This is a genomic window from Microbacterium sp. WCS2018Hpa-9 (assembly GCF_031843745.1).
Classification (GTDB): domain Bacteria; phylum Actinomycetota; class Actinomycetes; order Actinomycetales; family Microbacteriaceae; genus Microbacterium.
The window spans coordinates 120,150-134,558 of sequence record NZ_JAVTIY010000008.1 but is presented as its reverse complement, the minus strand read 5'-3'; the positions used below and the strand labels follow the sequence as shown (position 1 = coordinate 134,558).

Here is a 14,409-nt window from a genome sequence, read left to right as displayed (position 1 = left end):
GAATTCGGGTTATCGGTGACCGAGCATTCGCAGCAGCTCGTTGGCCGCCGCCTCGATGGCCTGCGGCTTGCCCGCAGTGTCTGGACGGTCGAGTGCACTCTTGAGACGGTCAGCGCTCGATGCGACACCATGGGTCCAGCGGTGGGCGGTAGACCACGGTTCCCACTGGTCTCGGCGAAGCTCGTCGTACTCCGTCAGCGGAAGACGAGCTGCAGCCGCAGCCGTGTACGTCTCCAGCTGCTTAGCCGCGCCCTCTGGGGCCGTGGCCGCGCCCTGATCAGATGCCGAGGCACTCTTGATCCAGAGGCGATGGAAACCCACGGGCTCAGAGGAGGTGTTCGACGACAGAGGTGGCAACATGTGGTCGCCGCGGAGGACATCGCCCTCGCAGTACGTCAGTGTCTCCCCGAGGATCGAGCGCATGACGTAGTAGTGCGAGGAGGAGAAGCGGACGATTCGCCACTGCCCGCGGATCAGGGCGCTCTTGAGCTGAGCGTCCCCTCCGGAGCCGGCGAAGAACGCCGAGTCAGCGTCGAAGACGCGCTTGGCGTTGCGGTCGTTCTCCGTGACGATCTGGTCGTATCGAGGATCGAGGAGGATCTCACGCACAGCGTCGAACGTGTCGACGGGTGCCGTCGAGATGCGGGCGAGCTGGTCATCGATCTGAGGCCAGAAGCCGTCAGGGATCGTTCTGGCGCTCATCAGTCCTCCTCGCGTTCGATGTGCTGGTCGCGGATGTGCCAGCTGGGTGCTTCCTCGTCGTCGACGGAGGGGCGATAGTCCAGCTGCAGATGCGACAGCATCTCGGGCGTGGTCATCTCTCTCGTCAACGGCTGCGACTCGAGGAGGAGACGCACCGCGGCCGCGAGCTGGGAGGCGGCATCGAGCACGCTGTAGGAATCGCCGGTCATGGTGTCCCTGCGGCTGATGGTCTTCGGGTCCGCGGACTCGTAGTAGGTGAGCGCCTGGGTCGCGATGGTGCGGGGATCAGTTGCGGCGGGTGCGGTCGTCATCGAAACTCCGTGATGTCGGGGAAGGTGTGAAATGAAGAAAGGCCCGGGCGTAAGCACCGGGCCTTTCTTCATGGGTGGGCTGGGTCAGCCCTGGAACGCGGCCGGCGCCTGGCCGGGGAGGTCCCACGGCGACAGCGAGCCGGCGCCCGCAGCCACGGGAGCCGCAGCCGCCGGAACGGCGCCGTCGAACGCCGAAGGGCCACCGGACGCGAGGTTCGCGGCCTCGGAGTTCGCCAGCTGCTGACGCAGACGAGCCAGCTCCTGCTCGGGTGTCTCGCCCGTTGCGGCGGCCGCAGCCGGAGCGGCGGCCGGCGCAGCCTGAGCCACGGGTGCGACCTGAGCGACGGGAGCCGCCTGGGCCACCGGCGCTGCAGCCGGGGTCGAGACCGGGAACTGCGCGACAGCCGGGGCTGCCGCAGGAGCGATGCCCTGCGCGCCCGGCATCGGGACGGGGAACCCGCTCGCGTCGACACCGGTGTTCAGCGGGGTCGGGAAGCCGGTCAGCTGCGCCTCCTGCTGGAACTGAGCCGCGGCCGCCGCGGTGGCAGCAGGGGCTGCCGCAGGGGTCGCACCCTTGACGGTGACGACGGGGCCGTTGACGACGATGCCACGCGCCTGGAGGGCTGCGGTGTCGATGCCGGCGGAGCCGTAGTAGCGCACGGGCTCGTGCACGACGACCTGCTGGAGACCGAGACCCTTCTTCGCGTAGTTCTTCGGCGCGAAGACGTTGATCACGAGCGTGACCGGGAGGTCGCTCGCGAGGTCGCGCTCCAGGATGACCTGGCGGAACTGACCCTCGTTGTCGGGGTCCGGCTCGAGCACGACGGGCAGCGTGGTCGACTTGTTGTCGATGCTGAAGCCCGTGCGGCCAGCGTTGTCGCCCTTCTTCAGAGCGAAGAGCTTCTGCGAGACGAACAGCTCCTCGTTCGTCGGCGCCGCCGGGTTGGCGTAGGCGACCTGCGCGTCGACGAGGCTGATCGTGGTGTGCGGGACTTCCGTGGGGTAGTAGGCCCCGCGGTCGCGCTCCTGCTTGATGCGGGCGGCGAGAGCCTCACCGTCGATGACCTTGGCGATGCGGGAGAAGGACGTCAGTCCCTTGACGATGATCTGCTGACCCTCGCGGAGGGACTCGGCGGCGATCTTGGTCATTGTGACCTGCTTTCTGGTTCGGGTTTGACTCTGTGAAGTGATGGGGCTCGTAAGTCGAGCGGTGCTCAGATATACTGATAAATGAGCGAATTTGGGTTCCGGTTCGAGTTCGCTCCTTCCACAGAAACGAGAGGCATGCGATGACCGAAGAGCAGGCGGCGAACAGCCAGAACCGGATGGTTCCTGTGATCGCGGCAGGTGTCGCGGCGCTCGCACTCGTCGCTGTCCTGATCGTCGGAGTTGCTGGCGCAGCGGGCGCGATGGCGAACCCGCGCTACCCGGCTCAGCCGGCACCGACCACCGGTGTCGAGACACCGGTTTCGGACCCTTCAACACCCCCGGATCGCGATAGCGATCAGAATCTGGAAGCTCCTCAGGAAGACACGATCTACTACATCGAGCGAGGGGACACCCTCACGTCGATCTCTGCGGAACTCGGTGTGAGTGTGGACGCGATCGCCGAATACAACGCAGTGCGCGACATCAACGTGATCTCCGAGGGCGCAGTTCTCCGCGTGCCGTACCTGTACATACCGCCTGTGGCTGGCCAGTAACCCATCAGACCTTGACGAAGACCCCGCTCTCCTCGGAGCCGCGGGGTCTTCGTCTTCTCCGGGAGTTGGACAACCAGCGCCGGATTTGCACGCCTTCGAGGAGCACGGAGACACTGGATTGATGAGCGACGACTGGGGCACGTACTTTCGCAGGCTCACCGCCGGCGCATCCGGCGCCGAAGTCGCTCGGCGCCTCGGGGTGTCCGACTCCAAGGTGAGCTACTGGCGTCGCTCCGAGAGGCCTCCCACAGTGAAGGAGGCCATCCGCGTCTCGCGGGAGTACGGTCGGTCACCGCTCGAAGGACTCGTCGCCGCAGGGCACCTCGAGCCGGATGAGCTTTCCGAGACCATCACGGTCGAGCCGCTGGGCCTCAGCGCTTTCACCGATGTTGAGCTGGCCCAGGAGATCGCGCTCCGAGCAAGACGGGGATCGATCCAGCCGTAGTCAGAGGCGATCGCCCAGTCGCCCAGGGCGTGTCGTCAGAGCGGCCAGTTGTCGATGTCGCCGACGTCATCCAGCGGATGAGCCTCCTTCTCACGCAGCTGCCCTGTCGCATCCTCGAAGCAGTCGGCCAGGTCGTCTCGGGTGAGAGTGCGAAGGTCCACTGTCGCCAGGTCGACGACGACGACGCCGGGTCGGATGTCGATTCCGGCGCCGTCGTTCTGCGTGACGCTCGCGGCACTCACGCGGCCGCCAGTGCGAGTTCGCCGAGGATCTCTGCGACGTCCTCATCGATCTCGACGATCTCGATGCGGACAGCATCCAGGAGCCCCTGCTGCACCAGGTACTTCCTTCGGAGCATGCCAGGCATCTTCTCGTCACGCGTCCCCTTGGTGAGGAGACGGTAGATCGTGACGGGGTGCGGCTGCCCCATGCGAGCGAGGCGAGCGTTCGTCTGCAGGTAGTGCTCGAGCGAATCGGGCAGCGTGTACCAGATCAGCGTGAAGCCACCGTCTTGCAGGTTGAGCCCATGGCCCGCGCTCGCGGGCTGCAGGATCATCACGGGGATCCGTCCCGCGTTCCACTGCGCGATCATGTCGCGGCTGCCGTCGAACGCTCGGACGTCGTGCCCCGCGGCCGCCAGGTATTTCAGCAGCTGCTTCTTGTCCGAGCGGTAGCGATAGGCGATGAGCACGGGCGAGCCGCCGTTGTTCCGGATGAGGTAGTCGGCCATCGCCAACTTCTCTTCGTGGATGACCGCGTAGTTGCGGTCTTCGTCGACGTACATCGTTCCCGATGCGTACTGCAGCTGCTTCCCGTAGAGGATCGCTGCGTTGTCGGCCGTGAGCGTGAGCGTTCCGGGGTTGTCCTCGTCAGGGCTCGCGAGATACAGAACCTGGTCACGGGTGAACTGCTTGTAGGCGTCCAGCACGTCGCTGGGGAGCACCACAGAGATGTCCTCGACGGAGACCTCAGGCATCGGGATCTTCGTATTCTCTGCGCTCATGACCAGGTGGCGAACGCGGGCGTAGATCTCCTCCTCGGCTCCGGGACGAGGTTTCCACTTCGCCACACGGTTCTGCACGATGAGGTCCGGCGTCATGTAGCGGTCGCGGAACTCCGTGATCGAACGACCGAGCGCGAGTCCGCCATCGAGCAGGAACATCTGGCTCCAGAGATCCTCTAGCCCGTTGGGGGTCGGGGTTCCGGTGAGCTCGATGAAGCGGATCGTGGCGCCGGCGACCTTCGCGAGTGCGCCGAAGCGGACGCCGGAGTGACCCTTCAGCGTCTGCGATTCATCAACGATCACCGTCTGGAACGGCCAGAGGATCGTGTCAACGCCGTCGATCTGCTCCACCGGCATGTTGTCGACCAGATCGGTGATCAGATCCACGTTGATGAAGTACATCGAGGGCGGAGAGTTGAAGATCTCCTCATAGCGCGCGAGCCGCTTCTGCTTGCTCAGCTTCTTGTCGCGTTCGTCGACGATCAGACTGACCGCCCTCAGGGGGAAGCCCCACTTCGCGATCTCGTCGACCCATGTGGAGCGAGCGATGTTGATCGGCGCGACGACGAGGATGTGACCGGCCGGGCGTACGTGCGCGAGCGCGGTCAGGGTGCAGAGCGACTTGCCGCCGCCCATCGTGAGGAAGATGCCGCACTTGGGGTTGCGGATGATGAATTCGCGCACGATCTCCTGATGGGGAAGGAGCGTCGGCATGGTGAACGTCACGATGACCTCCAGGGTCGGGTGTGTGGGCGCGTGAAGAAGCCCCCAAGGGCTCAGTGCATCGGGGGCTTCTTCACTGCCAGATTCATGCGGGCGGCGAGTATGTATTGCGCTGCCATCCCGGCATTCGCTCGTTCAACAGCCCGACTCTTTCGGCAGAGAGGCGCTTGGACTTGCCCTGTTGTTGGAACCAGCCACGAAGACGGAATGCTTCACGCCCGTCGTCCGGGCGAGGCAATCTGCCGCGCACCTTGATGAACGCATCAAGTGCCTCAAAACGTTCGACCCAGAGAGGCGTCTCTCGGGGTTTCCAGTCCACCTCTGGAAACCGGCTCTGGAGGAGAGTGCGCCTGTCCTCGTGAAGATCGACGCTTCGTCTTTGGACTCGCGCCCACCCCGCGATCGACGATTCGATGGGATCGGCAGCGTTATTCCTTGGCATTCGCCCATACATCTCGTGAAACGCGATCAGGGCATCGAGGTTTCGCAGCCAGGTGTACTCGGATCGTCGAGTCGCCCTCCAACCGGGTACCTGATCATCGAGAACCGCGGATTGTTGGTTCGTCGCGGTGGCACGCTGCTTCGCAAGCCATCTCGCGAGCTGAGACTCACCAGTGTCGCCGGCGTACCTACTCGGGAGGCGATCGTGCTGCGACTTGAAATCCAGCACCGCTTGGAGCCGGTGGTTCCAATCCCAGCCGCGATCGAAGACGCGGACGGCGCGCAGCGAGAGATCGGCGAGCAGCGTGTCGAACGCGAAGAACGGTCGATCTCCCAGGTCGAACACCGCGTTGTGAGGAAAGTCGACGTGGATGCGTCGACTCCCCGGGTAGTTTGCGACGGCGTCGGCATCGCGCGGAACCGATGCGTAGGTTCTGAGCTCGCCACGAATCGCGGTGTCGTTTTCCGCCATCTGCGCAAGTACTGAGGCCATGATGTCCCAGCCGGGCCGATCAATCCAAGAGTCCGGTTCTTCAGGGCCGGCGAGGACTGGGATGATGATGCGACCCACGTGCTTCCCGGGTGCGCGCCGAAGCACGCGGCCCACCGCCTGTACCGTGTCGACTTTGGCTTTCCGCGGATCCACGAACAGGACGGCATCGAGGTTGGGGACATCGACACCTTCGGTCAAGCACCGCACGTTGGCGACTACCCCATGAGGGGAATCGCCGAATGCGGCCTCCAAGATCGCGCGCCTATCGCTGGCTGGGTCATCCCCGGTAATCACGAAGGCATCGATACCCGAATCCTGCGCCATGAGGACAAAGCGACGGGCGCGTTCGACGCTTCGCAAGTATGTGATGATTCGACCGGCCCCCAGCTGGTGGCGTGCGCGGTGGAGCGCGGCTACGCCAAGGTGGAGGCGGAGTTCATCATCGTCCAGATCAACAAGTGCGCCAAGGTGCTCTTCGGCGATGACAGTTGCGTGCACGCTGTAGTCACAGAGAACCCCGTCGCCGATAGCCTGGCGCAACCCGTACTCGTGTGCGATGGGGCCATAGATCGTCTCGTCCAGAAGGTCGCCCTCGTCGCCACGTTCACCCTCGGCGGTGATGTGAAACTGGCGTGGCGTTGCGGTTGCGGCCAGGCGCTTGTGGGCGAGGATCGACGAAGCGTCGAGAACGTGAAGGCCAAGGGCGCTCCCGGGCGTCACCCGATGGGCTTCGTCGAGTATGACAAGTTCGAAAGCCGCGGGGTGCCCGACGGCGACCATGCGGGCCTGCGCCTCGGCGATCTTGTCGCTTGAGTGATAGGTCGCGAAGACGACCTGCGGCAGATCCGGAGAGGCCTGGGCCAGAAGTCCTGACAGATGGACGGGATCAGTGGTGACTATCGCGCCGTAGGCCTCAAGATCCTCTGCGGAGACACGGGTCTCATCATCACCGCGGTCCGCGACAGACGCATCCGAGCAGACGACGATGGGGGTGTTCCAGCGGTCTTCGTACTGGGTGCGCCATTCGCGTAGCGTCTGGCCGACGAGGAACAGGGACGGGAAGAACGCTCCGATCAGACCTGCAGGGGCGACTGTGTTGCATACCGCCTGCAACGTGATGGTCTTCCCCGTGCCGCACGCAGATACGAAGAGTGCACGGTCGAGGCTCTCGAGCGAATTGACGATGTCGTCGTGCGCGGCCACCTGGTGAGGACGAAGCGCACGACGCGAAAGGTTGTCGATGGTACCCATGTGGACTCCTACTCGTGGGATGGTGGCGGCGGCAGCTGCTCCTATGCGACTTCGAACTCGACGACCGCGAGAGGATACGCTCCGGGCCACGCAAAGATGAGAGGGCAGGGGATCAACTCGGGGTCTGTCGGGGACGCTGGGTAGCCGGCGTTGTAGAACTGTCTCGCTGTCCAGTCGACCGCGATGCTGACCCCACGGCTGTCCGCGAGAACCGCAAACCAGTGAGGCCCCTCGTCGACGGATGTGACGTGCACGAGCTCGCCGTCGAGACCCTCTCGGCGCGCGAGCTCGAGAAAGCGCCGACTCATGATGTCGCAGTCGGGGGACTCCCACTCGGACTCATCCGGGTACAGAAACGCCCACCCCTGCGCGTCGAGATCCTCGAAGAGGAACAGGTCGCAGAGGTGGGCGATGTCTGCAGCGGCGTCAGCGGACGACGCGCTCATCTTCGGGGATGATGAGGTTCTCTGCCTCGAAGTTCTGGACGGTCTCCGTCCACTTGTCCATGCGGCCGCCGGACCACCAGTCGGTGACCCATCCGTCCTCGGACTTGATGACCACGACGGGCATCTCGCGGCCGTACTTCTCGACGACGTACTCGAACGGCGTCAGCCCGCCGAACTCGTCACGCGGTGCGAGGTCTTCCTCGACGTTGATCTCTGTGAACGGGACGCCTTTGCGCTCGAAGAGACGCTCGGTGGCGACGCATTTGTGGCAGTCGTTCTTCGAGAAGATGGTCATCGAGAGCGCGGGTGCTTCGGCCGGAGCCTCGAGGGTTGCGGTGCTGCTGCCGTCGGCAGTCATAGGGGAGTCCTCTCTGGGTGCGGTGCACCCAGGGTGTGGGGCAGCCGAGAACAGGCTAACCGTATTTCCTGATTTATGGGCGAATTATTCGTTTCGCTTCGTATCTGAATCGATCCGCGTGCGAGGGTCAGAGGGTCTCGATACGAACCGCGAGGTTCACGCCGTCGATCTCGACGTAGAACTCGCCGGGCTCTGCCTGCCCCGGTGCGCTGACGGAATGACCGGCATCATCGAAGGCTTCTCGAGCGATGTTGAGAGCCTTCAGCGCTGTGGAGTCGGTGCGCGAGACCATCGCCTCGACATGGGCAGCCGCTGCGGGGCGGGCGACGTCGACGGGCGTGTACTTCTTGGGGTCGGTCGCCCACCGCAGCATCTGGGGGATCTGCGGAGCGAAGGCGAGGCGCGCGAGGAGGTCAGAGCCGAGGAGTCCGTCGCGTGTGTCCCTGGCGACCGGATCGGTGCGGTTCGGCGTGTAGCCGGCGAGCTCCGCGTCGCGCGCGTGCGTGAATGCCGTCCCGACCTCCAGGAAGTGCACGGCACGCACCATCGACACGTAGGTCTTGGTCGCCGCGTCGTAGGACGTGATGATGTCGAGCGCTCGCGCAGGATCAGCCGTCGCGTAGCGACTCTGGGCGTACGCACCCCCTCGCTCGACGGTCGTGGTGGGAACAGGCGGAACAGAGGGGCTCATGGTGATCTCCGGTATCGGGTCAGCGGACGAGGAGCAGTGCTGGCGGGCACGGTGCGTGGGCCCAGCCGACCTCGGCCTGGATGATGCTGTCCCCGGGCGCGAAGCTGCCGCCGCAGTCGGCACAGGTGCCTGCATGGGCGGCAGCGAAGGGGCGAGGGGACGCGATGAACGCGGCGGGGCGGCTCACTCGATGCGGGTGGGGCCGTGGCCCACGGGTCGAGGATTCATGCAGCAGCCTTTCTCTCGAGGGAGGTCAGATCACGTCCGAGGGTGAGCTCCTCGATGAGGAGGTCGACGTCGTCCCGGTTGTCGATCTTTCGCGCGTCGCCGCCGGACGCGAGGATCTCGTCTCGGCGTACGCGCTGAAGCGGGTCGAGGGTCCTTCCCGGAGCCTTCGTCTCGACGAACACGGTGTGCCCGTTCAGGACGATGATGCGATCAGGGACTCCGGAGGTGGCAGAGGTGAACTTCCAGCAGACCCCGCCGGCTCGCTTCACGCGATCGCGGAGGTAGTGCTCGACGTAGTTCTCGGCCTTACCCATCGGCGTCTCCGTGATCGTGGCGGCAGTCGTCGCAGCAGACGTTCGATCGGCTGGTGCATTCCGCCTTGGGGGCGTCGCACGCCGGGCACGGGTCGTCATCCACGCCCGCATCTTCGCCGGAGCAGTCGGGACAGAAATCTTCGCCTGCCTCGTGCGTCCATCCGACTTCGAGCGCCGAGTCGATCTCGTTCGTACCGGAGTCGTAGGCCGTGCTGGCCTCGGCAGAGGTTCCGCAGTCGTCACAGGTGATGCTGACGGTCATACTCACGGGGCACCGTCCTTCGGGGCTTTCGGATGCAGCGGGCAGATGCTGCCGAGCGGGAAGGTCTCATCGTGGGTCTCGCACCACGCGAAGTCGTAGGGCTTCTCGGTGACCATGGAGCACGGCGCCTTGTCGGCGGCCGCGAGATCGATCACCTCGGCCTCGCTCCAGCTCATCTGGCACACAGGGCAGTGAAAACGGACGCCCGCTGCATCAGCAGTCCGCTCCATGGGGGCTCTGCAGTCGGGTTCCGGGCAGGGGGTGGCGACCTGGGTCTCAGCCATGGATGTCTCCGATCTCGTGTTCGGGGCAGTAGTCGAGTCGACGACGACTCTTCGGGTTTTTGACTGCGACGGCCCACCCCTGGGCTCGAGCGCTTTGGCGGCCGAGTCGCGCATCGAGATCGCGCACGCTTCGCCCCTTGCCGTCTGAGTGCTTTCCGTCGCAGGTGATGCTCACCACCGCCTGGTTCCAGAACCGGGCGTTGCGCCGCGCGTTGAAGTCGCGGACTGCGGTCATCATCGGGCGACCTACAGCTTCGGGTGGCTCCGCACGGATGCGGGCAGCACCAGCGATCGGATGTAGTCCACGTCTTCGCGCTCCAGCACGTAGCCCGGCTGGAGCCACGTCGCCTCGTCGTCGGAGCCATCGAGATCCGCGACCGTCTGAGTCGTGTCCTCGTAACGCGCGTCCTCCACGGGTGTCAGCGTCGCGCGGTCCAGGGAGAGTGTCTCTTCGCGCTCGCTCATGCGGCCACCTCGGTGATCTCTTCGGGCTTCGGTCCGTCGTGGCGGATACCCATCAGATCGGCGAGCGTGCGCCAATGCTTGAGGTCCTCGTCGCTCTGCCCGCCGATGGCCGGCGAAGCGATGGCCTGCCAGAAGGTCGTCAGGTCCGAGGTGATGTCGGAGCTCCGGTGCTCTTCGTTCGCACCGAGCGTGACTGCCGCGAACTGGCCTAGGCGCGCATAGCGGCTGGTCTTCACGATGTTCTCGATCGAACCGACGTTCGCGCGGTAGGTCTCGACCTCTTCCTGAAGCGAAAGGAGTTCTGACTCGATCGCGCGCAGAGCGTCGATCTCCGCGGACCAGTCGTTGGACTTGTCCGAGCCCATGAAGCTGACGATGTTGTCGAGCTCGGAGACGCGGGACGGGGCGGGGGCGGCGGCGGTGGTGGTCATAATGGTGCCTCTCTGGGCGACGAAGTGGGTGGAGGTCAGGCGGGAACGTGGTCGTCGTCTTCGTCTGCGGCTGCGCAGACGTCGTTGCTGACCTGGACGAGGACGAGGTCGTTCTCGTGGTCGAAGCCGACGATTCTCTCGCTGGCGCCGTAGGCGTGAAGGCCGCGGTGAAGTCGTTCGACGAGGTCGTCGGTGAAGGAGTCGATGTTCCCGCCTTCGATGGCGGGCTGGTAGAAACCTGGCTCGAGAGCGAGCACTCCGGTGTAGACCCCGTCGGGGTTGGCCGTGGCCAAGGCGTACTCCGCGCTGACCGGTCCGAGCTGAACGACGATCTCCCGATCGCCCGAGGTAACGACTCGGAATTTCTCAGGGTCGAGGGTGCCGTACATCGTGATCTCGTCTCTATGATCAGTGGAAGGTGGGCTTGTTTCTGGGGATCTGAGCGCACTGGCGAAGGACTCTGTCTGGGGAGATCAGAGTCCTTCGCAATCCAGATGGTCCGGCATGGCTGGAGCGGAGCCACTATCTCTCGATGCGCACTAGTCGCTGGCGACGTTCTCGAGGCGGGCACGAAGGGGCCCCAGCGTGTAGCTGAGACCCCTTCGCGGGGATGGGCGAGATCGCTCTAGTCCTCGTCGGACTCGTCCTCTGCGGAGCCGTCCGCGGAGTTCATCCAGCTCACCTCGAACGTGCTGGCGAGAAGACCCACGTAGGCGTCGATGTCCAGGCAACCGAGGAGGTCGCGCAGCGCATCGTCGCCCATGCAGAGCAGGTCACCGTTCTCGATGAGGACACTCCAGGCAGGGTCGATGCCGTTGATCTTGCGAACAACGACGTCCTGGTCCTCGGGAAGGAGGGTCCTGCCCGTCTGGGTCGTCTCGACCCGGCTGCGCGCGTAGCCGTTCTCCTGGAGGATCTGCAGCGCTATGGGGTCCGTCACCACCGGTGACAGCTGGTCCTTCGCGCGCTTCACCTTGGAGGCCGGCGTCACGGCCCACGCACCGGCTGCCCGGAGGGACACGGCTCCGGGTTTCCCCTGGTGCACGATGAACATCCGGTTGTAGTGCTGCAGCTTGCGAGGGTTTGTGACCTCATCGAGCTTCGGGTCGATCGGATCCAGCGGATCCGCCGCGAACGGGATCGTGACCGTCGCGTTGGCGGCGGCGATCACGTTCTGGAACAGCCGTGCGGCGAGCACGGGGTCGCTGTTCCGAATCGCCTCGAGCATCAGCTGCTTCCCGAGACGCCTGTCGAGCGGCTCGGTGATGCTGATCGGAGTGTCCCGCCACGAGGGCACGTATCCACCCACGATGTATCGGAGGTACCTCACCAGTGCCCAGTCGAGCACCGCGGGGTGCGCGAGGCTCTTCGTGGGCTGAGGCTCCTTGAAGCACGCGAGCGTGCCGCCCGATGCCGACACGAACGGCGCCTCCCACAGAGGCGTTGCCGGGTCCTCTGGCACCTCCATCTCGAGGCGATTGTTCGAGTCCTTGCTCACGATGATGAGCGGCTCGGGCTCGATCTCGACGTTGATCAGCGCCTGCTGTTCGGCGAGGACGCGGTTGTTGGTCTCTTCGTCCAGGACGGAGTAAAGACCATCGGTGTTCGTCGAGATGATCCGGGCGCCTGCCAGCGTCTGCGCCTGACCGATGCGCCAGGAGAAGAGCTGTCCGATGATTCGCATCGAGATGATGGCGTTGTTGACCCGGATCGGGGTGTGGTGGGTCGTGTCGCCGGCACCGGATGCCGAGTTGAGGATGAGCTTCGTCCCGTTGCGGAGAACACCCAGGCGGGTCTTCTCCTCGTCGCTCAGCCCCGGCGCCTTCATCATCTGCCCGTAGCGATCCTTGTCCGCGAGGATCTTCGCGTACCGGTCCTCCCCGAGCTCGGCGTTGTAGAACGCGCTCATGTTGCGGAGCATGTTCGGGTAGTAGCTCGTGAAGTCCTCGTGGATCGCGGTGTCGACCGAGGTGTAGGTGTACTTCTTGTTCAGCTTCGTCGAGCCGTCCTTGAGCACCTTGAACAGCTCCGGCTTCGGGAGCGATTCCTTGTACCCGACGGACGGGAAGCGGGCGGCGATCTCGCGGTAGCGCTCGTGGTCGAACAGCTCTTCAGGGCATGTTGCCCATCCGGGGTATTCGACCTCGAGTGCCTCGGACATTGCCTTGAGGTTCTTGATCGTGGACTTCGAGGCGAGGACCTCGGCGTGCTGCACGACCCGCCCATCGGCGAGCGTGACGCCGCCCTTGGTGGTGCGCACCACGAGCGGATCCCGATACTCCCTCTTGACCGCATTGAGCAGGTCGTTCTTCGGCTCCCAGAGCGCGATGTCGGCCATGTAGCGATCCCACGCCGCCTCGGCCCCGTGGATGCCACCGGTGGAGAAGGTGGCGAAGCACGTGGAGGGTGACCCGTCCGCATTGAAATACGGCAGGTTGTTCGCGGTCTTCGGCATGTACTTCAGGACCATGGGCCGGTTGTCGAACCCGTAGGTCTCGGTGTACTCCCGAGAGTCGTTGAAGTTCTGGCCCTCGATCGACTTGTAGTAGCGGTACACCTCGTCGAACTGCGCGCGCGCGGATTCGTCGGTGATGTTCTCGTAGAAGAACGCTCGGCACTCATCCAGCACGTTGACGCGCTGGATGCCGCGCTCCTTCGCGACCATCTCAGACGGGTACATGAAGCTGACAGCCTCGAGGTCGTCCAGGTTGCCGTAGGGGCTCAGGATGAGACCTACGAGCTTCGCCGAGGATGCGTCGGGAGTCAGGCGGCCGCGTCGAACAGCCTTGGGGCTGATGTTCGGGCTGCTGGAGAATCGCGACTTCTCGTAGATGGTCTCGGGGTACTCGTCGATCAGGCCCTTCTTCAGGTCGAAGCCTGAAGCGTAGGTGGGGTGCTCGAAGAGCTTCGCGAGACCGACGACGTCGGAGACGTTGTAGGCCAGCAGCTCGTAGAACTGCTGGAGCGTCTCGACCGTCGCGTTGCGCGAGTCGAGCTTGTCGCTCTCCATGATCTGGCGACCCAGGCCGCCGAGCTGCCGCTTCAGGGCGACCATCCGCTGCGCCTCGTTGAGACGCGCGGCATCGATGTGACGACCGGAGTTGATCATCGACGCCCGGATCCGGTTCGGCACGCTGCCGTACTTCTTGCCGCCGGCCACACGACCCTCGGTGAGGTACGTGTGCATGTACTTCTTGTACGGCTCCTGGAACATCTCGTCGTTGTAGGAACGGAGGCGAGATGCGGCCGGGGGCATGAAGCCGGTGGCCGCGTGCTGGTTCTGCGAGAGCGCACGCGGGAGATGCGAGAAGGCCTCCATGAAGTACAGCGCCAGAATCGTGGTGTCGTAGCTGTACGAGTTGTACCCAACGAAGTAGGGGTGCGCTTCGAAGGGGTCGTACTCAGGGTCCGTGTCGCAGACCGGCCGGAGGAACGACGAGTACGACGAGCGCGAGTCGGGGTCGTTGACGGAGTCGGCGTCGCTGAGCCCGAACATCTGCGCGAGAGCGAGGTTGCCCGGCCACGTGGACAGGTCGTGCAGCCTGACGGTGCGCTTCATGCCGTCGACCATCTGGAAGGCGGGGTTCGAGGCGATGATCATCTCAGCTGCGTCCTGCAGGCTGACCGGCTTCTCCGCGATCTCCGCGGCGAGAGGTCCGGTCGGGTCGATCAGGTAGAACGCATCGATCGTGTTGGTGCGCGGGGCGTACGCGCAGAGGGTCCAGACGTTGTTCAGCGCCTCGATGTCGTAGAACACGAAGCTCGCGGTCTTCGCCGTCACTGGACGGGCCGCCTTCGTCAGCTGCGCGTCGGGGGTGGGCGCCAAGAGAGCATTCGACATGCGAGATTCCTTCCTCT

Annotated in this window: 18 protein-coding genes; 2 read left to right on the top strand and 16 right to left on the bottom strand. The window is 64.6% G+C overall.

Translation table 11 applies throughout. The features are described from left to right. Nucleotides 1-9 precede the first annotated feature (9 nt). The 3 genes from RQG82_RS16795 to RQG82_RS16785 all read right to left on the bottom strand — a co-directional run bounded on the left by RQG82_RS16795 (nt 10) and on the right by RQG82_RS16785 (nt 2,162). Entirely contained in the window at nt 10-702 is a 693-nt protein-coding gene (locus tag RQG82_RS16795) for a hypothetical protein (RefSeq protein WP_311245287.1), read from the bottom strand. Next, nucleotides 702-1,013, bottom strand: a complete 312-nt coding sequence (locus tag RQG82_RS16790) for a hypothetical protein (protein WP_311245288.1) — start codon at nt 1,011-1,013, stop codon at nt 702-704. The genes RQG82_RS16795 and RQG82_RS16790 overlap by 1 nt, the downstream gene beginning before the upstream one ends. Nucleotides 1,014-1,097: 84 nt before the next feature. Then, on the bottom strand, nt 1,098-2,162 hold the full coding sequence (locus RQG82_RS16785) for a hypothetical protein (protein WP_311245289.1): 1,065 nt from the start codon (nt 2,160-2,162) through the stop codon (nt 1,098-1,100). Nucleotides 2,163-2,302: 140 nt separating this feature from the next. Between RQG82_RS16785 and RQG82_RS16780 the strand changes: the two genes are divergently transcribed. After that, entirely contained in the window at nt 2,303-2,716 is a 414-nt protein-coding gene (locus RQG82_RS16780; RefSeq protein WP_311245290.1) for a LysM peptidoglycan-binding domain-containing protein, read from the top strand. A 121-nt stretch (nt 2,717-2,837) separates the two neighbouring features. Continuing rightward, complete coding sequence (locus tag RQG82_RS16775; protein WP_311245291.1) at nt 2,838-3,161, top strand: helix-turn-helix transcriptional regulator; 324 nt, start codon at nt 2,838-2,840, stop codon at nt 3,159-3,161. Nucleotides 3,162-3,196: 35 nt separating this feature from the next. On the opposite strand, the gene RQG82_RS16770 is transcribed toward RQG82_RS16775, so the two are convergent. The 13 genes from RQG82_RS16770 to RQG82_RS16710 form a co-directional block, all read right to left on the bottom strand. Continuing rightward, nucleotides 3,197-3,403, bottom strand: coding sequence for a hypothetical protein (locus tag RQG82_RS16770; RefSeq protein WP_311245292.1), 207 nt, complete (start codon nt 3,401-3,403; stop codon nt 3,197-3,199). Continuing rightward, complete coding sequence (locus RQG82_RS16765; protein WP_311245293.1) at nt 3,400-4,890, bottom strand: DEAD/DEAH box helicase; 1,491 nt, start codon at nt 4,888-4,890, stop codon at nt 3,400-3,402. The genes RQG82_RS16770 and RQG82_RS16765 overlap by 4 nt, the downstream gene beginning before the upstream one ends. A gap of 82 nt (nt 4,891-4,972) precedes the next feature. Beyond that, nucleotides 4,973-7,072 (bottom strand): DEAD/DEAH box helicase family protein, encoded by a 2,100-nt coding sequence (locus RQG82_RS16760; protein ID WP_311245294.1) that lies wholly within the window; start codon nt 7,070-7,072, stop codon nt 4,973-4,975. A gap of 41 nt (nt 7,073-7,113) precedes the next feature. Next, complete coding sequence (locus RQG82_RS16755; protein WP_311245295.1) at nt 7,114-7,518, bottom strand: hypothetical protein; 405 nt, start codon at nt 7,516-7,518, stop codon at nt 7,114-7,116. Then, on the bottom strand, nt 7,499-7,876 hold the full coding sequence (locus RQG82_RS16750; RefSeq protein ID WP_311245296.1) for a glutaredoxin family protein: 378 nt from the start codon (nt 7,874-7,876) through the stop codon (nt 7,499-7,501). Before RQG82_RS16750 ends, RQG82_RS16755 begins: the two co-directional genes overlap by 20 nt. 127 nt (nt 7,877-8,003) lie before the next feature. Beyond that, complete coding sequence (locus RQG82_RS16745) at nt 8,004-8,567, bottom strand: hypothetical protein (protein ID WP_311245297.1); 564 nt, start codon at nt 8,565-8,567, stop codon at nt 8,004-8,006. 224 nt (nt 8,568-8,791) lie between these two features. After that, nucleotides 8,792-9,109 carry a VRR-NUC domain-containing protein gene (locus RQG82_RS16740; RefSeq protein ID WP_311245298.1) on the bottom strand — a complete coding sequence of 106 codons (318 nt, stop codon included), beginning with the start codon at nt 9,107-9,109 and terminating at the stop codon, nt 8,792-8,794. A gap of 264 nt (nt 9,110-9,373) precedes the next feature. Then, nucleotides 9,374-9,547, bottom strand: a complete 174-nt coding sequence (locus tag RQG82_RS16735; RefSeq protein WP_311245299.1) for a hypothetical protein — start codon at nt 9,545-9,547, stop codon at nt 9,374-9,376. A 100-nt stretch (nt 9,548-9,647) separates the two neighbouring features. Beyond that, the gene (locus tag RQG82_RS16730) at nt 9,648-9,893 is read right to left on the bottom strand and encodes a hypothetical protein (protein ID WP_311245300.1); all 246 of its coding nucleotides are present in this window, start codon (nt 9,891-9,893) and stop codon (nt 9,648-9,650) included. Nucleotides 9,894-9,901: 8 nt separating this feature from the next. Next, nucleotides 9,902-10,120 carry a hypothetical protein gene (locus RQG82_RS16725; RefSeq protein WP_311245301.1) on the bottom strand — a complete coding sequence of 73 codons (219 nt, stop codon included), beginning with the start codon at nt 10,118-10,120 and terminating at the stop codon, nt 9,902-9,904. Next, on the bottom strand, nt 10,117-10,551 hold the full coding sequence (locus tag RQG82_RS16720) for a hypothetical protein (protein ID WP_311245302.1): 435 nt from the start codon (nt 10,549-10,551) through the stop codon (nt 10,117-10,119). Before RQG82_RS16720 ends, RQG82_RS16725 begins: the two co-directional genes overlap by 4 nt. Nucleotides 10,552-10,586: 35 nt before the next feature. Beyond that, nucleotides 10,587-10,940, bottom strand: coding sequence for a hypothetical protein (locus RQG82_RS16715; RefSeq protein ID WP_311245303.1), 354 nt, complete (start codon nt 10,938-10,940; stop codon nt 10,587-10,589). 236 nt (nt 10,941-11,176) lie between these two features. Further along, nucleotides 11,177-14,392, bottom strand: coding sequence for a hypothetical protein (locus tag RQG82_RS16710; RefSeq protein ID WP_311245304.1), 3,216 nt, complete (start codon nt 14,390-14,392; stop codon nt 11,177-11,179). Nucleotides 14,393-14,409 lie beyond the last annotated feature (17 nt).